At 58.9% G+C, this 22601-nt stretch carries 21 protein-coding genes; 16 read left to right on the top strand and 5 right to left on the bottom strand.

The features are described 5' to 3' along the window. Positions 1-183: 183 nt before the first annotated feature. Both LPB73_RS27455 and LPB73_RS27460 read left to right on the top strand, forming a co-directional pair. Positions 184-2010, top strand: coding sequence for a metallophosphoesterase family protein (locus LPB73_RS27455; protein WP_231078825.1), 1827 nt, complete (start codon positions 184-186; stop codon positions 2008-2010). Between the two features lie 175 nt (positions 2011-2185). Further along, entirely contained in the window at positions 2186-2656 is a 471-nt protein-coding gene (locus LPB73_RS27460; protein ID WP_231078826.1) for a DUF992 domain-containing protein, read from the top strand. A gap of 401 nt (positions 2657-3057) precedes the next feature. Here the strand turns inward: LPB73_RS27460 and LPB73_RS27465 are convergent, their stop codons facing one another. Then, entirely contained in the window at positions 3058-3741 is a 684-nt protein-coding gene (locus LPB73_RS27465; protein ID WP_231078827.1) for a hypothetical protein, read from the bottom strand. Positions 3742-4153: 412 nt separating this feature from the next. Here LPB73_RS27465 and LPB73_RS27470 point away from each other — a divergent pair, with 412 nt between their 5' ends. Continuing rightward, complete coding sequence (locus LPB73_RS27470) at positions 4154-4699, top strand: hypothetical protein (protein WP_231078828.1); 546 nt, start codon at positions 4154-4156, stop codon at positions 4697-4699. Between the two features lie 107 nt (positions 4700-4806). After that, positions 4807-6246: a basic amino acid/polyamine antiporter gene (locus LPB73_RS27475; RefSeq protein ID WP_231078829.1), complete on the top strand. Its 1440-nt coding sequence runs from the start codon at positions 4807-4809 to the stop codon at positions 6244-6246. Between the two features lie 16 nt (positions 6247-6262). Here the strand turns inward: LPB73_RS27475 and LPB73_RS27480 are convergent, their stop codons facing one another. From LPB73_RS27480 to LPB73_RS27495, 4 genes are all read right to left on the bottom strand, one after another. Continuing rightward, positions 6263-7363: an AI-2E family transporter gene (locus tag LPB73_RS27480; RefSeq protein WP_231078830.1), complete on the bottom strand. Its 1101-nt coding sequence runs from the start codon at positions 7361-7363 to the stop codon at positions 6263-6265. 39 nt (positions 7364-7402) lie between these two features. Further along, the gene (locus tag LPB73_RS27485) at positions 7403-8038 is read right to left on the bottom strand and encodes a response regulator transcription factor (RefSeq protein ID WP_231078831.1); all 636 of its coding nucleotides are present in this window, start codon (positions 8036-8038) and stop codon (positions 7403-7405) included. A gap of 131 nt (positions 8039-8169) precedes the next feature. Then, entirely contained in the window at positions 8170-8799 is a 630-nt protein-coding gene (locus tag LPB73_RS27490) for a response regulator (protein WP_231078832.1), read from the bottom strand. A gap of 121 nt (positions 8800-8920) precedes the next feature. Next, positions 8921-9718: a sensor histidine kinase gene (locus LPB73_RS27495; RefSeq protein WP_231078833.1), complete on the bottom strand. Its 798-nt coding sequence runs from the start codon at positions 9716-9718 to the stop codon at positions 8921-8923. 524 nt (positions 9719-10242) lie between these two features. Here LPB73_RS27495 and LPB73_RS27500 point away from each other — a divergent pair. The 12 genes from LPB73_RS27500 (at position 10243) to LPB73_RS27555 (ending at position 22595) form a co-directional block, all read left to right on the top strand. After that, positions 10243-11364 (top strand): efflux RND transporter periplasmic adaptor subunit, encoded by a 1122-nt coding sequence (locus LPB73_RS27500; RefSeq protein ID WP_231078834.1) that lies wholly within the window; start codon positions 10243-10245, stop codon positions 11362-11364. Further along, a complete protein-coding gene (locus tag LPB73_RS27505; RefSeq protein ID WP_231078835.1) occupies positions 11361-14426 on the top strand; it encodes an efflux RND transporter permease subunit in 3066 nt (1021 codons plus the stop codon). Before LPB73_RS27500 ends, LPB73_RS27505 begins: the two co-directional genes overlap by 4 nt. A 362-nt stretch (positions 14427-14788) precedes the next feature. Then, positions 14789-16219: a basic amino acid/polyamine antiporter gene (locus LPB73_RS27510; RefSeq protein ID WP_231078836.1), complete on the top strand. Its 1431-nt coding sequence runs from the start codon at positions 14789-14791 to the stop codon at positions 16217-16219. A gap of 20 nt (positions 16220-16239) precedes the next feature. Beyond that, entirely contained in the window at positions 16240-17493 is a 1254-nt protein-coding gene (arcA, locus tag LPB73_RS27515; protein ID WP_068730411.1) for an arginine deiminase, read from the top strand. Between the two features lie 102 nt (positions 17494-17595). Continuing rightward, a complete protein-coding gene (locus tag LPB73_RS27520; protein WP_120287465.1) occupies positions 17596-18408 on the top strand; it encodes an outer membrane beta-barrel protein in 813 nt (270 codons plus the stop codon). Between the two features lie 23 nt (positions 18409-18431). Beyond that, positions 18432-18680, top strand: a complete 249-nt coding sequence (locus LPB73_RS27525; RefSeq protein WP_089263537.1) for a hypothetical protein — start codon at positions 18432-18434, stop codon at positions 18678-18680. A gap of 10 nt (positions 18681-18690) precedes the next feature. Next, positions 18691-19230, top strand: a complete 540-nt coding sequence (locus LPB73_RS27530; protein ID WP_231078837.1) for a Na+/H+ antiporter subunit E — start codon at positions 18691-18693, stop codon at positions 19228-19230. Then, a complete protein-coding gene (locus LPB73_RS27535) occupies positions 19223-19498 on the top strand; it encodes a monovalent cation/H+ antiporter complex subunit F (RefSeq protein ID WP_231078838.1) in 276 nt (91 codons plus the stop codon). The genes LPB73_RS27530 and LPB73_RS27535 overlap by 8 nt, the downstream gene beginning before the upstream one ends. 7 nt (positions 19499-19505) lie before the next feature. Then, entirely contained in the window at positions 19506-19799 is a 294-nt protein-coding gene (locus tag LPB73_RS27540) for a cation:proton antiporter (RefSeq protein WP_120287462.1), read from the top strand. Next, positions 19796-20737 carry an MnhB domain-containing protein gene (locus LPB73_RS27545; protein WP_231078839.1) on the top strand — a complete coding sequence of 314 codons (942 nt, stop codon included), beginning with the start codon at positions 19796-19798 and terminating at the stop codon, positions 20735-20737. Before LPB73_RS27540 ends, LPB73_RS27545 begins: the two co-directional genes overlap by 4 nt. Continuing rightward, complete coding sequence (locus LPB73_RS27550; protein ID WP_231078840.1) at positions 20734-21072, top strand: NADH-quinone oxidoreductase subunit K; 339 nt, start codon at positions 20734-20736, stop codon at positions 21070-21072. The genes LPB73_RS27545 and LPB73_RS27550 overlap by 4 nt, the downstream gene beginning before the upstream one ends. After that, entirely contained in the window at positions 21072-22595 is a 1524-nt protein-coding gene (locus LPB73_RS27555) for a complex I subunit 5 family protein (RefSeq protein ID WP_231078841.1), read from the top strand. The genes LPB73_RS27550 and LPB73_RS27555 overlap by 1 nt, the downstream gene beginning before the upstream one ends. Positions 22596-22601: the final 6 nt, after the last annotated feature.

Raw genomic sequence — 22601 nt, forward strand, 5'->3', positions numbered from 1 at the left:
TTGAGTGATATTTTCAGTGACCTGTCTCTATTTGCCGCGCTCATCTCTCGCCATGCCTCGGTAATTACATCATACGAGCGGTGATGTTGCATCGGGTCAAACCCTGACGCGCGCGGATGTCGTCGAAGACGTGATAGCGTTACTCTCGTGACGGGATTGGGCCTGCTCACAAGAGGCGATGTCATGAAGAGAGGGGATGCGGGAGAAGATAAGCCAGCGAAGGAGCGGAACAGGGAAACGATCGACCCGCGTAGGGGCGATATCGAGGACGATGCCGCCAGCCCTGAACAGCGAACCCTGCTCTCGATGGCCGGGAGCCTGCTTGTTGAAGTCAGTCTGCCGAAGCTCCTGTTTGCCTGGACAGTATCGTTGTTATTGCCGGCGGTGTCGTTGGGTCTCGCGGCATTGGTTGCTTCTGCCTGGCTCTCAACTCTGTCGGACAAGGTGCTCGTCCTGACCGAGATCGGCGCGCTGCTGGTGGCAATCGGGATTGTCGCGCTGGGGTGGATCGGCTGGAAGCCTCTGTTTCGGTTCGCCGAGGTCAACTTCTGGTCTCTTAACGCGCTTGCCATCCAGCCGGGATATGTCTTCGGCCGTGAAGGGCTACAGCATCTGACGGAGAAGGTGCTGGGAAGACATCTGACCGTGCATGGAAGGGCGCGGCTCCGCGCGGTGAATTCGGCCGCGGCAGGAATCGCCATCTCCATCTGCGCTGTGGCGGTCGCGATGTGGGCGTGGCCAGCCTCGCGCTGGACAGGAAGCCTGGAAGATCTTGGTGTTCCTCATCGTTTGATCATTCCGACACTGGCAAATGCCGCAGTCCTGATATGCGGCTACCTTGCCGGCGCATCGCTTGTCTGGGGCCTGGCCGATGCCCGTATGGCGCAGGCGGTGGATATTGTCGCGTTCGATGCAGCGCCGACACACACCAGGATCTGGCGCGTGGCTCATTTGTCGGATCTCCATGTGGTCGGCGAACGATACGGTTTCCGCATTGAAAGCGGGCGCGCCGGGCCGCAGGGGAATGAGCGTCTTGAGCAAGTGCTGGCGCGGCTGGCCGCCATTCACGCCGTTGATCCTCTCGACCATGTACTGATCAGCGGCGACATGACCGATGCCGGACGGGCGACCGAATGGGCGGAGTTTCTGGACGTCCTGTCGCACTATCCGGATCTCGTGGCGCGCACCTTCGTGCTGCCCGGAAATCACGACATCAACATCGTGGACCGGGCGAATCCGGCACGGCTGGATCTCCCGTTCAGTCCGGGCAAACGGTTGCGGCAGGTCCGCACGCTTTCGGCCATCGCTGCCATTCAGGGCGATCGTACTTTTGTTGTGAAAGACGCGAAAGGTCATACAACGACACTGACCGACGCGTTGGCGCCGTATCGCCGTCAGATGGCCGACTTCGCGGACCTCGGTGGCCTGCAGCGCGCAGCCCGGTTGCGTGGGGTCTTCGATGATTTGTATCCGATGGTGGTTCCTCCTCTGGCGGAGAATGGCCTCGGCATAGCGCTGCTCAATTCCAATGCCGAAACACATTTCTCCTTCACCAATGCACTTGGCCTCGTCTCGATCGAGCAAACCCGTCGGCTGGAGGCTTTTATCGCTCAGTTCCCGAAAGCGCGCTGGATAATCGCATTGCACCATCATCTGATGGAGTATCCGATGCCAGTGACCGCGTTCGCTGAACGCATCGGCACGGCTGTGATCAACGGCAGCTGGTTTGTACGTCGGCTGAAGGCCTTTGCTGATCGGGCCGTCGTCATGCACGGGCATCGCCATATCGACTGGGTCGGCACCTTTGGTTCGTTGAAGGTCATTTCGGCTCCGTCACCGGTCATGGCCGCCGCTGATGTGGCCTGCACGCACTTCTATATTCACAGGCTTGCGGCCGGGCCGGGTGAGCAGCTTTGCTTGCTTGAGCCGGAGCGGATCGATGTGCTGGCGGGCGCGCGTGACCGAGCGGATGCGGCGGAGGATACGACTGCCAGATCATCGATCGCGTAATGCTATCACTCGCAATCGTTGGCAGAAATGGCTCGACCAGGAAAGCGCGCCGAGCCGCATCGCGTCGTAACTATTCGAATCGAAATCGAGTCAGCTTGTGCGTTGTGCCTGACGTGGCGATCTTGCGGCGCTGAATAGCCACTGCCATATTCTCGCGCAGAAAGTGGAGGCTCCCATGATCAAGAAGGCCCTGCTTGGACTTTTCGGCGCATCCCTTTTGCTCTGCGTTTCATCGCTGCCGGCTTTCTCTGCGGCATTCAGGGCAGGAACGCTGACATGTATGAGCACCCCCCGGATTGGATTGATTATCGGTTCACGTCAGACGCTGCGATGCGTGTTCAGGGTACGAAATGCGTCACGGCAGTACATCTATGAGGGAACGGTGCGCCGTATCGGCCTGGATCTCGGGGTGACTCCGTCGAGCGCGCTGGTCTGGCGGGTCTTCGCCCGGAACTCACAGGTCGGCCGCGGTACGCTCCGTGGAAATTACGTCGGCGCGAGTGGCAGCGTTGCGTTTGGCCCGGGTCTGGGCGCGAATGTTCTGATCGGGGGATCTCGCAGGACCGTGATGCTCCAGCCACTGTCGCTTGAGCGCCAGATTGGCGTGAGCCTTGCTGCGGGAATAGCGACGCTGACGTTACGCTAGCGTCACTGAATTGATTTTTGTTGCCGGCGCAGCCGCATTTGTCGCTCGCTCGGAGGTCGCGGCATGGCGTGCAAACGTGGTCGCCCTCTGCGGTGCAGTGTCTGTCCTTGAGGTTGCCGCGGTTGTTCTACGTTGAGCGGTGACGCTGGTGTCTTCAGGCGGTTGGTGCGGACATCGTCCCGAATTGCTTCAGAATCCAGCCTTTGACCACGCTCGACGGAGTCGCGAGGGTCTGCAGTCGCGGAGAACGCAGCGCACAAGAAAATCAACCCTGAACCTGCCGCAGCAATAAAGCGCTTCATGATATCTCCTGTTGAGGATCGCTCCGAACGGAAACTCTTAAATGAGAAAGCTGCGCATCTCCATGCGGCCTAACGCAGCTTCCTGGTTTGTCAGATCCGCTAATCGTCGCTTAGCCCAAGGCGCCGGCGAGCCGCCTCGATGTCCGATGTGTCTTCGTCCGATGTGACTTTGTGATCAGCAACCGGATCGCCTGGCGAGGCGGGCCGTGAAGACTTCGTTCGCTCAGATCGACGCGTATCCGTCCGGAGCGACCAGAAAGCCATGGCAAGGCCGATCACGAAGACCACAACCAAAATCAGAAAGAGCGCCGATTGCTTGATCCAGGAGATCGCGGGAACTGCCAGAGCCATCGAGAGGCCGAGAAAGCCCATTTGCAGCGACATAAGGTTCAGGCCGGCGAGAAAAGTGCCAAGCGCCAGCAACATCAAAAGCACGAGACTCGTCGCAGGCGCAGGCAGAAGCTGTTGAACGCCTGCCAGCAGCATGATGTTCATCGTAACAAGAACAGCGATCCAGTGAAGCGCTTGGGTCCATACCAGTCGAACCCGAGCCTGCCTGTCGTCGAGCTCGGTCCATTCGGTCACGACGCATACAACACCAATTGCGAGGGCGAGGAACTCCCAATAGCCAATGAGCGGTTTGCCCGAAAAATTCGTATAGGCCACGCCCGCGATTGCAAGCGCGAGGATGGCGAGAAAGGGGAGCTGCCTGAGGACGATGCTTCTCGTTCTGAAGCGAATGTCCTCAGTATCCCGGCTCGGCGGCAGGTCCAGTTCACTCATCGACGATCCAGTCGTAATTCTGTCCGCTGTCGCGAACTCCGAAACGGCGCGGCCTCCTTCAAAAAGCTAGCCTAAGCTTCTGTGAGGCCGATGCGATATCGGATGATCACCTTAGGGGACCTAGGGGATTTCCCGATGAGCTCGCAGGTGCCAATTCGTTTCCCGCCTGGGTGAGGCGTCGCTGGACGCAACAAACGCGGGCGCAATCGACGTTCCCTAATCTGGATCCTGCGTCTCGCCCTAGGGGAAACACCTGATTGTACTGGTGGTAGCGTCAATGATCTGCTGAGATTTCTCGGCTCGTCGGACGTTCCCTGCGACGGCCGCGCCAGCACGCTGTGTTGCTCGAAGACGATCGAGAAAGGCTATGAGAAACCGTTCGACCGAAGGGGCACAAGTCGGGCGAATAGAAATGAAGCTTCGCAAGGTATCGCAGCTCTTCGATACGCTCGATCCGTCTCCGTTCCGCGAGACTGATCTCGCGCTACAGGCTGAAGATTATATCGTTGATCGCGCGCTGGAGTTTTCCGACCGTGTCCCAATTGAAATCGTCATCTATCTGCCGCCTGACGAACTGCGGAAAACGCACGTATCCGATATCGCTGCCGCCGTCAGATACTACTTTGGCCTTCGAAGCCAGGCCGTCTCGCGTGAACTGAGCGAGTTATTCAAGACCGGCCGGCTGTCACTCGTCGTCGGAATGGTGATCCTTTTCATTTGCCTCTTGCTCGGCTGGGTCTTCGCTCAGCGAATGACGGAGGGGCCGTTTTCAAGGGTTCTGTCAGAGAGCTTTCTTATTCTGGGCTGGGTTGCGATCTGGAAGCCTTCGGAAATCTTTCTTTACGCCTGGCCACCCGTTGCAGCTCGCAGAAAACTCTTTGACCGGCTTTCCAGGGCGGCTGTTCTGCTCGATGAGGACGACACCGTGTTGTCGACTGCAGAAGGTGCAAACGGATAGCCGGAACGATCTCGGAGGGACCGGAAACGGTGCCCTCCTATTGCCGCGCCAATAGTGGTCCTTCTTCATTCGACCGCTCGTCGTCGAGCGTCAGGTTCAATAGAAAAATGGCAACATCATCCAATTCATCCGATCAGAAGCTCTCGCGCGGCGCGTTGATTGCGCTCGTGGTCGGCTCGATGGTCGGCTCCGGGATCTTTGCATTGCCATCGGCATTCGGTCGCGCCACGGGCGGTCTCGGAGCGCTGATTGCCTGGTGCATCGCCGGCACCGGGATGCTGATGCTCGCTTTCGTCTTTCAAACGCTGTCCCGGCGTCGGCCCGATCTCGATACGGGCATTTTCGCCTATGCTGAAGCTGGCTTCGGCGACTATGCCGGCTTTGCATCTGCGGCCGGTTACTGGATCGGATGCTGCCTTGCCGATGTCGCGTGTCTTGTGCTGATCAAGGCGACATTGGGACAGTTCTTTCCGGTGTTTGGCGACGGCACCACGCCCGTTGCGATCGTGGCCGCTTCGTTGCTGCTCTGGAGCGTTCACATCCTTATCCTCCGGGGCATCAAGGAAGCTGCTGCGCTCAATACGATTGCGACATTCGCGAAGATGATACCGATACTCCTTTTCATCGTCGTTGCCGCTTTTGCGTTCAAGGCCGATGTCTTCGCACTTAATTTCTGGGGCGGTGAGGAGCCGAGCTTTGCCAGTGTGTCGAGCCAGGTTCGCAACACGATGCTCGTCACCGTATTCGTGTTTGTGGGGATCGAAGGAGCAAGCGTCTACTCGCGCTACGCAAAGGACCGCAACGATGTCGGGATCGCGACGGTTCTGGGTTTTCTCGGTGTGCTCGCTTTGCTTGTCCTGGTCACCATGCTGTCCTATGGAATTCTGCTCCGCCCGGAGCTGAGCGCGCTCGCGACGCCGTCGATGGCGGGCGTATTGGAAGCGATCGTTGGGCCTTGGGGCAAGGTATTCATCAGCATCGGCCTGCTGATCTCCGTGCTTGGAAATTATCTATCCTGGTCATTGCTCGCCGCCGAGGTTCTCCATTCCGCAGCCGTCAGCGGCACGATGCCGCGCTTCCTCACGCGCGAGAACATCAATAAAGTGCCCGCAGGGGCGCTGTGGCTTACCAACTGCCTGATTCAGCTGTTCCTGCTCGTTACTTATTTTGCCGAGTATGCCTTTACGCTGGCATTGAAGATGACGAGTTCAATGACGCTCATTCCCTATCTGTTTGTCGCGGCATACGGACTTAAGCTCGCATGGACCGGGGAAACATATCAGACAGAGCCGCGTAGCCGCGCTATCGATTGGGTGCGCGGTGCGCTTGCCACGATCTACGCGGCTGTGATGATTTACGCAGGCGGTCCCACCTTCCTGCTGCTTTCGGCGCTTCTCTATGCGCCGGTCACGATCCTGTTTGTGATCGCGCGGCGGGAGCAGAAAGCAACGGTCTTTGCGTCTGCCGAGGGAATCTTGTTCGGAGCGATCCTCGTGGCAGCTGCCGCTGGCCTCTACAATCTGGCGATGGGCAATATTTCCATCTAGTCGGAGTTTCCCGCCTCTACCTAAGGTCAGGACCGTCGTTCAGGTTATCTCCCAGGCAGTCCTCCACATAGAGCCGAAGAACGGCGACGCGCCCGATCGCGAATAGCGGCATCGCAAGCGCAATTCCCAGGACGCCGAACAGAGAGCCGAGCAGGACGATGGCGACCAGCGTCCATGCGGGCGGCAGCTCCACCGCGCGCCGCTGAATGAGCGGGCCGATCACATAGCCCTCGATGGATTGAATAACGGTGTAGATTCCGATGGCCCAGATCACCATCGAGGGACCAAGCGGCATTGCCACCAATCCCACGGGGATACTGGCCAATATCGGGCCGAGATAAGGCACAAAATTCGACAGACCGGCCTGCAGGCCAAGCAGAAAGGCGCTTGGAAGGCCGAGCAAATAGAGCGCCAGCCACACGCAGGCGGTCATCAGGACGATCCGGATCAGTTGCCCCATGAGCCATGAGCGCAGCACGGCGCCCATTTCATCCAGAACAGAACGCATGCGCTCGCGCGAGGAGGGCTTGACCAACAATACGACGCCGTCGCGATAGGCCTGCGGATCGAGCGAAAAGAGAAGGCCGAGAAATATGATGACGAGCGTATTGGCAAGAAAGCTCGAGGCGGTCCCGACGGCCGATTGCGCGTGGCCAAAGAGCTTGTCGTGATCAGGAAACCAGCGGGAGAAGTCGCGCCCTCCGTCCGGGCCGAACAGATCCACGCCAAAAGCCAGCAGGCGTTGTTGCAGGATATCCAGTTGGGCGTCCATGACGCGCATCAGGATCCGGGCCTGCTCGGGGATTTTTCCAATCCCCCATATTGTGCCCAGCACGATCACTGCTGTCAGGATGACGATCACGATGGTTAGCCGCCACGCGCGCCCGATCGGAATGTATCGACCAAGCGACCGAGCGCCGGCATCGAGAAGTGATGCAAGCAGGATCGCCGCAAATATGATGAGAAGGCTGGACGATGCGCGCCAGGCGAGGAAGATGCCGCTGGCAACACCCAGAATAACGAGTGCTCCCCCGAGGGTCAGCCGCCGGCCGGCGTTAGCGCTTTCCGTCGGAAGATCTCGACTTCGAACGTCCTTGGCTAGGATGGCTTGATCCACTCTCGGCTCAGGCATGGTCCCCCACATTTCCTATGGCAGCTAGGGTCCAATCAGTTTCATGCGAATTGCATACCGGACCAGTTCGGCAGTGGAGGAAACTCCAAGTTTGCGCATGGCGGATGCGCGGTGGGCTTCGACAGTTTTCACGCTGAGATTCAGTACCGTGCCGACGGACTTGTTGGTGTGTCCTTCGGCGATCAGCTGAACAACGTTTTGCTCGCGTAACGACAGCAGGACTTTCGATTTGTCCTTCTTGTTGGCCAGGTAGTCGTGAAGCAATTTTTCCACGACCACACCGGTGAAGTAAGGCCGGTGATTGAGTAATGCGTCGATCGCTGCAATGAGATGATGTCGCGCATCTGACTTTAACAAGAAGCCTCGTACCCCTGCCAGGAGGGATTCGGTGAGGATTTCATTGCTTTCATGCATTGTCAGAATGAGCACCTCCGTCCGGGGGTAATGCAACTTGATCTGACGGCTCACCTCCAGACCATTCAGGACGGGCATGGAATAGTCGACAATTGCTATATCGGGCTTCAACTCCCTGATCATGGCGACCGCAGCCCTGCCATCGCTCGCTTCTCCGCTCACAGCCCAGTCCGCACGGCTTTCGACGATCGCGCGCAATCCGGATCGCACGACTTCATGATCGTCTGCAATCAAGATCTGCTTCACAGTGCCGTTCCCATTCGTTGGAACCACTGGCCATATCCAATTGACGAAAGCAGCTCGCTAGAACGACCGCCTCGAAATGATATGCGTCACGACTGCCAATTCCGTGAAGGCCGTCGATTACGTTTGCGCAATCAAGCTTCTACTAGATTATTTCGTACGGCGTACCGAACCAGACCTGCAGTTGATTTTACGTTGAGCTTGCGCATCGCGGCAGCTCGGTGGGTCTCGGTCGTCTTGATACTCAAATTCAAGGTCTCGCTTACACGCTTATTGCTGTAACCCTCGGCAACCAGTTTAACGATTGTCTTCTCGCGCGGCGAAAGCGATCGGCCTGTGCCAATATTTCCGTCGGATGATCCGACCATTGTGCCGAAAGTCTCGCCGGCATGAAATGATCTGTGATGCATCAGTGATTCAACGGCCGCCAGGAGCATTTTGTTGGCATCGGATTTTCGCAGGAATGCGCGAACGCCAACTTGAGATGCCTGTAGCTCGAGTGCGATCGAGTCGTGCATCGTGAAGATAAGCACCTCTGTTAGAAGTTTGTACTCCTTCATCCGCCTCGCAACTTCGAGGCCGGTCATGAATGGCATCGAGTAATCAACGATAGCGACATCCGGATGCTTCTCGATGGCGCAAGCGACAGCTTCTTTACCGTCGCGGGCCTCGCCAACGACCTCCCATCCGGGACGTCGTTCCAGAACTGCACGAATTCCAGCCCGCACCGCGTCATGATCATCGGCTATCATAATCTGCTTCATGGTCCTCGGTACTCCGATGTCATTTCCTTACGGGCGGCAAAATACTTTCATCGAGAAGATCCAGCCCTTGGAGTTCGTTGCCCTCGCTGAGCGTCAGATTGTTGAATCCGTTAGCTGATCTTTAGCCATGCGACGGTCGGATCTTCGCCGATCCTCGGCCGCCCTGGTGGATATCTGCTGGTTTGTTTCCTTTGCGCGAGATGGCTCGTGGAATAGTCGCGTACACTGTGGTCCCGCTGCATGCCGCTGTGGATGACGAGTGGATCTCAAATGTGCCTCCCATCTGATCCAGTCTCGCTCTCATGGCCGGAATTCCAACACCAAGCGGCACTGCTTTATGGCGGTCTCTCGCCTGAGAAATCGGCATTCCGCAGCCGTTATCGCTGATCTGCAGCGTGACGTTGGTGTCTGTGGCCTTGATCGAGATAGTTACCTGCGTCGCTTTCGCGTGCCTGAAGACGTTCGCGAGCGCTTCCTGGACAACTCTCAGCAATGAGCGCTGCGTTTCATTAGGCAATGCATCGACCGCAGCATCGATCTTGAGACGCGTTTCCAGCGATGTCCGCGATGAAAGCCCCACCACAAACTCCTCGATCGCCGACTTCAATCCGCCGTCGAGCAAGTTCTGGGGATGCAGGAGGTAGGTGAAAGCCCTGATTTCCCTAAGGGCCTCACAGATCGACACGTCGATCTCATCACAAATTTTTATGGCGCTGCCGATGCCAGCAACGGCGCACCTCATTCGCATCATATTCAAACTCGCGGCCAGCAGATGCTGGCAAGTCGAATCGTGAAGGTCTGATGCAATCCGCTGCTGCATATCCTCCTGAAGCGCTAAGAGCTGCTTACCAGGGCCTGATTTGCCAAGTTTCAATTTTGTTCGTGCACTAGCAGTGCCGCTGAAAGTGTCGTGAACCACGATCTTTTCCCGAACGTGAATTCGACACGAGTCGTCTACGTGAGCCTTGTGGGCCATCATGTAGTCCGATGCTTCTTGGATCGAGTGGCGAGTAACCACTAAGGTTAAATGCCATCGTTCTCTTGCGCGAAGTTATCCTTACTAAATACCCTTGATTGAATCGGCGTCAAGTAAGATGTCGCCAGATCGTCCGATGTGCGACTGACTGTACTCAGTCTCAAAATATACGAAGTAACAATAGAAGTAATTTCAGTTAATTGCCGCGTTTGCTTTGCACAAGGAACCTTGTCGTCTTCAACAGGGCGCATGAATCCCGCTGCGGTTTGAGAGTGTCAGCACGGCGCCAGAGAATCGTTGGTGCGATCAGTAGTTTCCCCGATACCGGGTAGATATCCGCAACTCCAGAATACTTCGAGTCATAGAAGAATTGGCGGGCAAGCGATCACGCAGGCAGAAGCCAGCTACCTGCTTTTGCGAGGTGGTCGCGAATCTGGTGTGCAATTTTGCTCAACGAGGGTTTCTTCATGCCTGCGTATGCGCGTCATGCCTACCTATGTCGAATTACACGATATCGAACGATTATAATTATTCTAACAATTGTCCCGGCGTTTCTGCTGGCGGCGTGCGGCAGAGAGTCTGCTGAGACTGCTCCTGTCGTGCGGCCCGTGCGTACGGTCACTGTTGCGAAGAGCATTGCGGGCGCGCCGCTTTCATTCACCGGCCGTATCGAAGCGGAAGACGAGGTGGCGCTGGCATTTCGTATCTCGGGTCGGCTGATCGAGAATAACGGGAAAACCGGAGATCGGGTGCAGCCCGGTCAGGTCATCGGGCGGCTTGAATCCCAGAATGAGTTGAACACGTTGCGCCAGGCCCAGGCGGCAGTCGCGGCCGCGCAGGGGCAACTGACCCAGGCACGCAACCATTTCGATCGCCAGCAGACACTGCTTGCACAGGGCTGGACCACCCGCGTTAACTACGACCAGGCAACGCAGGCGCAACAAACCGCTCAATCGCAGGTCGATGCCGCCGAGGCCCAGCTCAAGACGGCACATGATCTGGTGAGCTTTACCGAGCTGAAGGTCGATGCACCGGGCGTCATAACCGCTGTCGGACCTGGCGCTGGAGAAGTTGTCCAGGCCGGGCAAATGATTCTCAGGCTGGCGCGGCAAGATGGCCGCGACGCAGTTTTTGACGTACCGGCTCAATTTTTTCGATCGGCACCGAGCGATCCGCAAATAACGGTCAGCCTGACGGACGATCCCGCGGTGACGGCTCACGGTCGTGTCCGTGAGGTCGGCGCCCAGGCCGATCCCGTCACGCGCACCTTTGAAATCAAGGTTGGCCTGACGGATCCGCCGCCGGCCATGCGGCTTGGCGCGACCGTCGTGGGGCGCATGGAAATGGATGCCGTCCCCATGATCGAGATCCCGGCATCGGCATTGACGAGGGCCAATCAACAGCCCGCAGTCTGGATTGTCGATCCCGCGAGTCGCACGATTTCGATCCGAAACGTGGACGTCTTGCGCTTCGAGCAAGCGCAGGTCGTGGTGTCTCAGGGACTCGACACGGGGGAGATCATCGTGACCGCGGGCGTGCAGGCGCTGCACCCCGGCCAGAAAATACGTCTTCTTGGGTCAGAGCAATGACCGGCTTCAACCTCTCGGAATGGGCACTTAAGCACCGTTCCCTGGTGGTTTATGTCATGATTGTTGCCGTTATCTTCGGTGTCCTGTCCTATTTCCGCCTCGGTCGCAGCGAGGACCCGTCATTCATCATCAAGACGATGATCGTTCAGGCGGCATGGCCCGGGGCAACGGTTGAGGAGACCGTCAAACAGGTCACCGAGCGCCTCGAGCGCAAGCTGCAGGAAACACCGCATCTGGACTTCCTGCGCAGTTTCACGCGGGCAGGCGTCACCACAATCTTTGTCAACCTGCAGGGGAACGCGAACGCCGCGCAAGTGGCCGACACCTGGTATCAGGTCCGCAAGAACATTGGTGACATCCGCCATACGCTGCCGGCAGGGGTGGTCGGACCCGGGTTTAACGATGATTTCGGCGATACGTTCGGAATTATCTATGGCTTCACGAGCGACGGTTTCACGCACCGCGCGCTTCGCGACTATGTGGAAGGCGTCCGCTCGAAGCTTCTTCTAGTCCCCGACGTATCGAAGATCGAGTTGCTGGGAGCTCAGGACGAGCGGATCTTTGTTGAATTTTCGATGAAGGAACTGGCAAGCCTTGGCATCGACCGCACCGCACTGCTGTCCGCTCTCCAGACGCAAAATATCATAAGGCCAGCTGGCACGATTCAAACGGGCGACGAGACACTATCGCTTCGGGTATCGGGTGCATTTCAGTCCGAGCAGGATGTCGCTGACATCAATTTCGTTGCTGGCGGGCGCATGATCCGCCTGAGCGACATTGCCCGGATTACGCGCGGCTATTCCGATCCGCCGCAGCCCCTCTTTCGCGTCAACGGCGAGCCAGCCATCGGCCTGGCCATCTCGATGCGTGACGGCGGAGACATTCTCGCGCTCGGAAAGAGTCTCAAGCGGGCGATGGCTGCGATCACGGCGGATCTTCCGATTGGCATCGAACCGAAGCTCATTGCCGACCAGGCTGTCACGGTCGAGAGCGCCATCTCCGAATTCATGATGTCATTGCTGCAGGCAATTGCCATCATTCTCGTGGTGAGTTTTATCAGCCTCGGTGTGCGCCCGGGCCTGATCATTGCACTATCCATACCGCTGACACTCGCCATCGTCTTCCCGATCATGAAGCTTGCCGGAATCGACATGCAGCGCATATCGCTCGGCGCGCTCATTATCGCGCTCGCGCTCCTCGTCGATGATGCAATGACCACCACGGATGCCACCCTGAACCGGCTGGCGGAAGGCGACGACAAGGTCCAGGCTGCCAGCTTTGCCTTTCGCACCTACGCGTTCGCCATGCTGGCAGGAACACTGGTGACCATCGCGGGCTTCGTGCCCGTCGGCTTTGCCGCGAGTTCTGCGGGAGAATACACGTTCTCCCTCTTTGCCGTTGTTAGTATCGCGCTGATCGTCTCATGGTTCGTTGCCGTGATCTTCGCTCCGCTGATGGGCGTTGTCATCCTCAAGCCGCCGAAGGACCGTAAGACAGACGCTCGCGGCAGAGTTTTCAGGTGGTATCGCAGCTTCCTGATATTCGCCATGCGCGCGAAATGGCTGACCATCGCGCTCTCGCTGGTGCTTTTCGTCGGCTCGTTTCTTCTTCTCCCGTTCATCCCCCGGCAATTCTTCCCGTCGTCCGATCGTCCGGAATTGCTCGTCGATATCAGTCTGCCGCAAAACGCATCCATTTATGCCAGCCAGACAGCGGCACAGAGATTCGATGCTGCCCTGAAGGGCGACCCGGACGTTGCGCGCTGGAGCACTTATGTGGGCCGCGGTGCTATCCGGTTCTACCTTCCGCTCAATGTTCAGCTGCCAAATGATTTCTTTACCCAGTCAGTGGTCGTCGCAAAGGATGTCGCAGCGCGTGAACGTATCCGCGCAAAGCTGGAGACGCTTCTGGCAAATGATTTTCCCAATGCGATTACACGGGTCTCGCCTCTTGAGCTTGGGCCGCCGGTCGGCTGGCCCGTCCAATATCGCGTCAGTGGTCCTGACGCAGGCACGGTGCGCGAAATTGCGTTCAAGCTTGCGCAAGTCATCGCCGCCAATCCCAAGGCGAATGGCGTCAATTTCGACTGGATCGAGCCGGCAAGGCAGGTGCGTATTCGGGTCAATCAGGACAAGGCCCGGTTGCTCGGGCTGAGTTCTCAAACCCTGGCAGGCGTGCTGAACACGGTCATATCAGGCACCACGGTCACCCAGGTTCGCGATGATATCTATTTGATCGATGTCGTTGCGCGCGCGGTCGATGACCAGCGCGTCTCGTTGCCCAACTTGCGCAATTTGCAAGTTCCGCTGCCAGGCGGGCAGACGGTTTCGCTCAGCCAGTTTGCAACTTTCGAATACGAGCAGGAATATCCCCTGATCTGGCGGCGCGACCGTGTCCCGACCCTGACGGTGCAGACGGATATCACTGCCGGTGCAATTCCGGAATCCGTCGTCAACTCGCTGACGCCGGCCGTTGCCGCGTTGTCGAAGACCATTCCAGCATCCTACAGGATCGTGGTTGGGGGCACGGTCGAAGAAAGTCAGAAGTCGCAGGCATCGGTCATCGCCGTTGTGCCGGTGATGCTGCTGATCATGTTTACGGTCCTCATGATTCAGCTCCAGAGTTTTCAGCGGCTGTTTCTCGTCCTGAGCGTCGCGCCCCTTGGGCTCATCGGCGTGGTCGCCGCCCTTCTGCTGTCGGGCCGACCGCTCGGTTTCGTTGCGATTCTGGGCATTCTCGCGCTGCTCGGCATGATCACAAAAAATGCGGTGATCCTGATCGGTCAGATCGACGCCGAACGCGATGAAGGGAAGAGCGTGTGGGACGCCGCGCTGGATGCCTCAAGCTCTCGTTTTCGCCCGATCATGCTGACGGCCGTGTCGACCGTGCTCGGCATGATACCGATCGCCCCAACGGTGTTCTGGGGACCGATGGCTTTTGCGATCATGGGTGGGCTGTTGGTTGCGACGGTTCTCACTCTGATCTTTCTGCCCACATTGTATGTGGCATGGTTCGGGGGAAAAGAGAGGGCGTCGGAGTCGCTCCGATCGGCGCAAGCATAGTCAGATCGTATCCGTTTCACGCCGGACGCTTCGGCACTTAGGGTAACTCCCCGTCTTCAACCTAGGGCATCACCCGATATCGTGGTGCATCCCGAATGTGCTCTTCTTTCCAGTAGTTGATGTTGGAAGGGGACGCCGGTGCAGGACCTGATGTTGTTTACATCTGCCCGCGCCTTGCGCGCACCGGCGTGGCTCCTGCGGCCACCGTATGAGGCTGCGCAACACAATCGGTGCGCACGCTCTTCGCGGTCAATCATTCCTCAATCCCGTCGCCGCGTCTCGCAGACGCCGGTCGCAGGTGGTCGCCTGCATGTCCCATTTGCTGCAGGCCGACCGCTTCTGCACATGGGAGTGTTTTGGCCATGAGCAATGCAGGTGACCAGAAATTGCCGCTTTGGACGCTCACGGCCATGGTGGTTGGCGGCATGGTCGGCGCCGGCGTGTTTTCGATACCTCGTAACTTTGCGCAGGCCACCGGCATCTATGGTGCGCTGATAGCGTGGGCCGTCGCTGGTGCCGGCATGCTGATGCTGGGATTTGTGTTTCAGACATTGGCCAACCGCAAGCCGGATCTCGATGCGGGCGTCTATGCCTATGCGCGGGAGGGGTTCGGGCCCTATGTCGGCTTCTTCTCCGCCTTTGGCTACTGGGCCAGTGCCTGCGTCGGCAACGTATCCTATTGGATTCTGATCAAGTCGACGCTCGGCGCGTTATTCCCCGCGCTCGGTCAGGGCAATACGGTCACTGCCATCGCACTATCGTCGGTAGGTGTCTGGGCGTTCCATTTCCTTGTGCTGCGCGGCGTCAAGGAGGCGGCAGCGATCAACAAGATCGTGACGATTGCCAAACTCATTCCGCTGCTGTTGTTCGTCGTCCTGTCGATCTTCTTCTTCAAGCCGGATGTGTTCGTCGGAAACCTCTGGGGCGGTGCAAGCGGGGACTACGGAAATCTCTTCGCGCAGATCAAGGCGACGATGCTGGTAACGGTCTTCGTGTTTCTCGGCATCGAAGGCGCCAGCAACTACTCCCGCTTCGCGCAACGGCGCGAGGACGTCGGTATTGCGACTGTGACGGGATTTTTGGCCGTGTTGGCCTTGTTCGCGTCGGTGTCCATTCTTGCATACGGCATCCTCCCCCGCGAAGAACTGGCGCAACTGCGTCAACCTTCGGTTGGCGGCGTGCTCGAAGCCGCCGTTGGTCATTGGGGCGCCATCTTCATTGGCATCGGCGTGATTATCTCGGTGCTCGGGGCCTATCTTGCCTGGACCCTGATGGCCGCCGAAGTGCTGTCGGTTGCGGCGAAGAGGCAAGATATGCCAGCCTTCCTGGCGCGCGAAAACGCAAATCAGGTTCCGTCAATGGCGCTCCTGATGAGCACGTTGCTGGTTCAGGCTGTTCTCATCGCGACGTTGTTTTCCGACGATGCCTTCACCTTCGCTCTATCGCTGTGCAGCCACCTGTCGCTGATCCCGTATTTCCTCTCGGCGGCGTTCGCGTTGATGCTGGTCTACCGCAAGGAGACTTACGAGACCGATCCAAGCGATCTTCGGAAGGACACGATCATCGCTGTCCTGGCGACTGCCTACACGATCTTCCTTCTGTTCGCCGGCGGTATGAAATTTCTGCTGCTTGGTTTCATCATCTACGCGCCCGGCACAATCCTGTATTTCATCACACGGAGGGAGCTCAACAAGCAGCTCTTCACTCCGGCAGAATGGGTTCTGTTCGGCGTCGCCGTCGTCGGATGCATTGTCGGCATCCATGGCCTCGCCACCGGCTACATCAGCATCTAGGAAATCGATGGGAGTTCATGATGGCCAGTGCAAAAAAAGTCCCGTTTGGTGTGCACTCCGAAGTTGGCCAGCTGCGCAAGGTTCTGGTCTGCGCCCCGGGCCTTGCGCATACGCGCTTGACCCCGTCCAACTGCGATCAGTTGCTGTTTGACGATGTGCTCTGGGTCGATAATGCGAAGCGCGACCACTTCGATTTCGTCACCAAAATGCGGGACCGCGGCGTCGATGTCGTTGAGATGCATAACCTGCTCGCCGAGACGCTGGCAGTCCCGGAGGGCAAGGCCTGGATCCTCGACAATCAGGTCGTGCCGAACCAGGTTGGCCTTGGCTTCATCGACGAGCTCAAAAGCTACCTGTCCGGGCTGGAAAACCGAAAGCTCGCGGAAACGCTGATCGGTGGCCTGTCGACCCATGACTTTCCCGAAGCACATGGGGGCGCGGCACTCAGGATGGTCAAGGAGGCCGCGGGGGCGACTGAATATCTTCTGCCGCCGCTGCCGAACACGCTCTATACGCGCGACACGACCTGCTGGATCTATGGCGGTGTCACCCTCAACGCGCTGTACTGGCCGGCGCGACATGAGGAAACGATCCTCACCACAGCGATCTACAAATTTCATCCCGATTTTGCCGGCAACGTCAATGTCTGGTGGGGCGACCCGACAGAGGATCATGGACTAGCGACGCTGGAGGGGGGCGATGTGATGCCCATCGGCAAGGGCGTCGTGCTGATTGGCATGAGCGAACGCACCTCACGCCAGGCGATCAGCCAACTTGCAGCAACCCTCTTTAAAAAGAAGGCTGCGGAGCGTGTCATCGTCGCGGCAATGCCCAAGATCCGCGCGGCCATGCATCTCGATACTGTTTTCACATTCGCCGACCGCGACTGCGTGCTGCTCGCGCCTGACTTCATGAACCAGACACGTACCTATTCCTATCGTCCGAGCGATCATCCGAGCGGTGTCGAGTTGCATGCTGAGAAGAAGTCGTTTGTCGGCGTTGTCGAGGAAGCATTGGGCCTCAAGAAGCTCCGCGTGGTCGAAGCCGGTGGCAGTGACTACCAGCGGGAACGGACCCAGTGGGACAGCGGTGCCAATCTCGTCTGTGCATCGCCGGGTGTTGTCTATGCCTATGACCGCAACACTTACACCAACACGTTGCTGCGCAAGGAAGGCATCGAGGTGATTACGATCGTCGGCGCCGAACTCGGTCGCGGCCGCGGTGGCGGTCACTGTATGACCTGTCCGATCATCCGCGATGCCGTGGACTACTAGCGCTATCGGTCATTCTTCGCTCGGGGGAGTGAGATCATGGGACTGTTACCATCGAAGCCAGCACCATCGACCGACGGAGAGTAATTGTCTGGGGAGTGTGCAATGCGTGGATCCAGAATTGTCCTGGCAGTAACAAGCTTCCTTTATGCCAGCGGGGCATCGGCTGCCGACATAGATCTGACCGAGCTCAGAAAGGTCGAGTACACGTCGATGAGCCCGACATGGAGCGTTGTTGGATCCCTATCGCCCACCTACACGGCCAATGCCCTGTTTTCGCGCGACGACCGGCGGGGAGATTTCTACTATGAGCCCGATGTGAGCTTGCGGCTGGACGGCAAACTTGCGCCGGACCTGTCCTACCGTATTTTTGCACGTGCTCAGTTCGAAGCATTTTCCAGAGAACACGACGGCAATGCCGCCATTGCGCGTCTGGGCGCGCGGCTGACGAAGAATCTGTATGGCTGGAGAATAAGCGCCACCTACGAAAACAGATATGACTACGACGGCGTGTTTCGCGATCTCGCCTTCACTTCCCACGACGTCACCGGCGCTATCGCGCGCGATTTCAGCTTCGACAATGTCACGCTCTCGCCGCTCCTCCAGCTCACTTATCGTTTTTCCGATCTCGCCGAGGCCAGGCGCTGGCGTGCCGATGCGCTGCTTGGCATCGAGGTCGAGCTGAATTCGAAATGGTCGATCGTCAGCACGCCTTTCATCGAAGCGTTCTGGTTTACAGACGGCTTGAACCGCGACCGGCAGGACCAGATCTATTCGGCGTCTCTCGGCCTGAAATACAACATCGCCAGCAACGTATCGCTCACCACGAACGTCATCTACGAGGCGCGAAACTCAAACGTGGCGCTGCGTCACTATAGAGACTGGCTGATCGGCCCACGGCTCGATTTCGCGTTTTAGCGATCAGGACACAAGAGGCGATCATGCGGAATTCGATTGTGGCGGCAGGTACCGCTATTCTCTTCATCTGTACGGCGTTCGCCGCCAGTGCGGAGCCACGCGACTCCGTCGAGCGCGGCGACCGGATGGACCGGGATGCCTTGCGGGACGACGTGCGCATCGATCGTCTGAAGATTCCGCAGCATCCCATCGTGGTCGAAGAGCCTCAGCAACCCGTTTACAACACGAAGAGCAAGCAGAAATCAAAGCGGAGCACGGACAGCAGTCGCTAGGGTGGCTTCCATGGATTTGATCGGGACCGGCAATAAGGGTGAGGCGAGTCCGGCGAGGTGGTCGGATGCCATGGGCAGTGCTGTGATCCGCGCTATCGGCTTTTTCTGCTTCTGGCTGATGCTGACGCGCGGCGATCCCGGCGATGTGGGGCCCGGTCTGATTGCAGCTGCCGCAGCGACCTGGGCAAGCCTCAAGCTGCTGCCTGCCGAACAGTGGGGCTTCCGCCCGATCAAGTTTGCCGGATTCGTCCTGCACTTCCTTCGTCAGTCGATTGTCGCGGGAGCGGACGTTGCGCTGCGGGCGCTTCACCCACGACTGCCGCTGCAGCCAGGCTTCGTCACCTACCGGGCGCAGCAGCCGCAGGGCAGGAAACGAAATACGTTTTGCGCGATCATGAGCCTGATGCCGGGTACGCTTCCGTGCGGAACGTCGAATGACGGCAGTCTGGCGATTCATTGTCTCGATGTGACGCAGCCCGTCGTCGAACAATTGTCGATGGAGGAAACCCTGTGCATGGGGGCGCTCGGAAGCGCGAAATCCGATGCCTAGCCTGCTGTTGGGTGCTTCGGTCTTTGTGCTGCTGACGGTGGCGCTGGGCCTGTTCGCCATTCTTCGGCGATCGGCCGATGTGGACCGCCTGATGGCCGTCCAACTGCTGGGCACGGGAGGAGTCGTCATCCTGCTTCTGCTCGCGGTCGCAACCGAGACGCCGCCTGTCATGGATGTTGCTGTGATGCTCGCGCTGTTCGCGGCGTTTGCGGCCGTCGCATTCGTCAGAGACGCGTCCAGCGCGTCATCCGAAGCCAAAGGGGAATGAGGGGCGCATGAGCCTCGTCATGGATATCCTGACCATTTGCGCGGTCTCCGCAGGAGCGCTGTTCTTCCTTGCGGGGACGGTGGGTCTGTTGCGTTTCCCGGATACGCTGACGCGTCTGCACGCCCTGACCAAGGTTGACAATCTCGGTCTTGGCCTGATCGTTCTGGGCTTGCTGCCGCAGACGAGCAGCCTGCTGTTCGCGGTCAAATTGATGATCGTCTGGCTGCTCGTCCAGCTGTCCGGGGCGGTCGTCACCCAATTGATCGCCGGTGCGGTACGCCACCACGGAGCGGACGGATGAGCATCGCCTCCGTCTTCGATGTTGCTCTCGTTGCGCTGATCCTGACGATCGGTGCTTCAGCCATCCTTGTGCGCACGGCATTCGCCGCAGTTGTCATGTTCGTCGTCTATGGGCTGCTTCTGTCCATGGCATGGGTCCGGCTCCACGCGGTCGATGTGGCGCTGACAGAGGCAGCGATCGGCGGCGGCATGACCGGCCTGTTGCTGCTCGGCGCCGTCGCGCGTTCCCGCTCCGTGAATGTCGACAGTGTAAGGGTTGGTTATCCGCTGCGCCTTGCCGCAGGTGCATTGTGTGCGCTGGTCGCGGCGGGTCTTGCCGTTGCCATCTTCAATCCGCCGGCGCCCGTTCCGACGCTCGCGCCGATGGTGATGGAAAACCTGCCGCCGAGTGGTCTCGGCAACCCCGTTGCCGGCGTGCTGTTCGTGTTCCGGGCACTCGACACGCTGCTCGAAAAGGTGGTCCTGCTGCTCGCTTTGCTCGGGGTCTGGTCGCTGGCGCCAGATCATGCCTGGGGTGGAACGCCAGGTTTGCAGGTTTACGCACGGCCCGATCCCACGCTGATCTTTCTGGCTCAGCTTTTGCCGCCGGTGGGCATCGTGTTCGGAATCTATATGTGCTGGGTCGGAGCGAAGGACCCTGGCGGCGCCTTTCAGGGCGGCACGGTGCTGGCCGCGATGTGGCTCCTTGTCATTGTCGCGGGATTACAGCGGGCCCCTGCGATCGGTCGGCTCTGGCTACGTGGTCTGCTCGTCACCGGACCGGTGCTGTTCCTTGCCATTGGCCTTGCTGGATGGGTATTTGCCGACGCATTTCTGGCTTACCCGGCGGGCTACGCCAAACCGCTGATTGTCGCCGTGGAAGCCGCTCTCACGCTGTCGATCGCTGTGGCGCTTGGCATGCTGGCCGCAGGACCGCCGGTACGGGCACCACAGCAATGAACGCGGCAACGCTGTTCGGCTTGTGTGGCGCAACACTGGTGGGCATCGGACTGTACGGGTTCATCACGAATCCCGAACCGCTACGCAAGATCCTTGCATTCAATTTGCTTGGGAGTGGTGTGTTTCTGCTGTTCGGTGTGATCGCCAGGCGGGGGGCAGTGGCCGGGCTCGGCGGTGACCCGGTCCCTCAGGCGATGGTGATCACCGCGATTGTCGTCGCCTTCGCGGCGACGGCCATGGCCATCGCGCTGGTGCAGCGTCTTGGCGATGAGACCGGCCGGGCCTCGATCAGTTCCGACAGATCTGGAACCGGCGATGGCGAGGAAAAATCCTGATGCCGGCAACAACCGTGCTCGACGCGACAACTGCGGACGGTGCGCTTCTTGTTCTGGCCATCGTATTGCCGGTTGTTGGCATCTTGCTGTCGTTTGTCCTTGGCGGACGGTACGCCGAAAGGATTGCTGCGTTCCTGTTGCCCGCAGGCCTCTGCGTGGCATGCATCGTCTTCCTGAAAATATGGCAAAGCGAAACGTCGCTGAGCTACGCTGTGGGTAATTGGAAGCCCCCGCTCGGCATCACGCTGCGCGCCGACGGACTTTCAGTCGCGATGATGGTGGCCATGGCCATCGTGATCTGTCTCATCGGCGTGTTTGCGCATGCGAATTTCGACAGTCGCGCAGCGTCCGCTGAAACCCGCGCGCCGATGGTATTCTGGGTCATGCTCATGGCGATCTCGGGCGCGATGAACATGATCTTTCTCGGCGGCGATCTGTTCACGCTATATGTTGCGCTTGAGCTGCTGACCTTCGCTGCGGTGCCGCTGGTCTGTCTCGATGGCCGCGCAGAGACCCTGCAGGCGGCATTGCGCTATCTGCTCTTCGCGCTGCAGGGCTCGATCCTCTATCTGGTCGGAACGGCCTTGCTGTATGGCAGCTACGGGACCCTCGACATCGTCCTGATGTCGCAACGCGTGCAGATTGAGCCGGCGACGCTCGCTGCCGCGACGCTGATGACGGTGGGGCTGTTCGCCAAAACCGCGCTCTTTCCACTGCATCTCTGGCTTCCCCCGGCGCATGCCGGCGCACCGGCGGCGGCAAGCGCGGTTCTGTCAGCCGTCGTGGTGAAGGGATCGTTCTTTCTCATTGTGCGGCTCTGGTTCGACGCTGTGCCGGGACTCTTGAGTGTGGCTGCCGGTCAACTCATTGGGGTGCTCGGGGCGTCAGCGATTATCTGCGGCAACATTGTCGCGCTCCGACAGAAGCGGCTCAAATTGTTGATCGCCTATTCGACGGTCGCGCAGATCGGCTATCTGTTCCTGATGTTTCCGCTCGCTGCCGACCCGTTGCATCTCCAGTATGGCGATGCCCTGACGGGAGGCATGCTCCAGGCCATCTCGCACGCCACCGCCAAGGCAGCCATGTTCATGGCTGCCGGACTTGTCTATGCCGCGCTTGGACATGACCAGATTTCGGAGCTTGGCGGGATCGCACGTGCGCTTCCCATGACGATGTTCGCCTTCGGCCTTGGTGGCCTATGCCTCATCGGCTTGCCGCCAACGGGTGGCTTTCTGGCAAAGTGGCTGTTGCTGGAGGCGACGATTGCAACGGCACAATGGTGGTGGGCAATCGTGATCATCGCAGGCGGGCTGCTCACGAGCGCATATATCTTCATCGTGCTGTCGCGGGCGATGGGCCCACCAAGCGCGCCGCTGACATTGCACGCCGCGGTGCCGAAGTATCAGGAAGTGGCGGCGCTGGGGCTGGCATTGCTCTCGGTTCTGCTGGGGCTCGTGGCGCTCGGTCCGATCGATGTATTGCAAGTTGGTCGTCCGGAGGCGCCGATGGCTTGGCAGCGATGATAGAGG

This window comes from Tardiphaga sp. 37S4, from assembly GCF_021044645.1.
GTDB lineage: Bacteria > Pseudomonadota > Alphaproteobacteria > Rhizobiales > Xanthobacteraceae > Tardiphaga > Tardiphaga robiniae.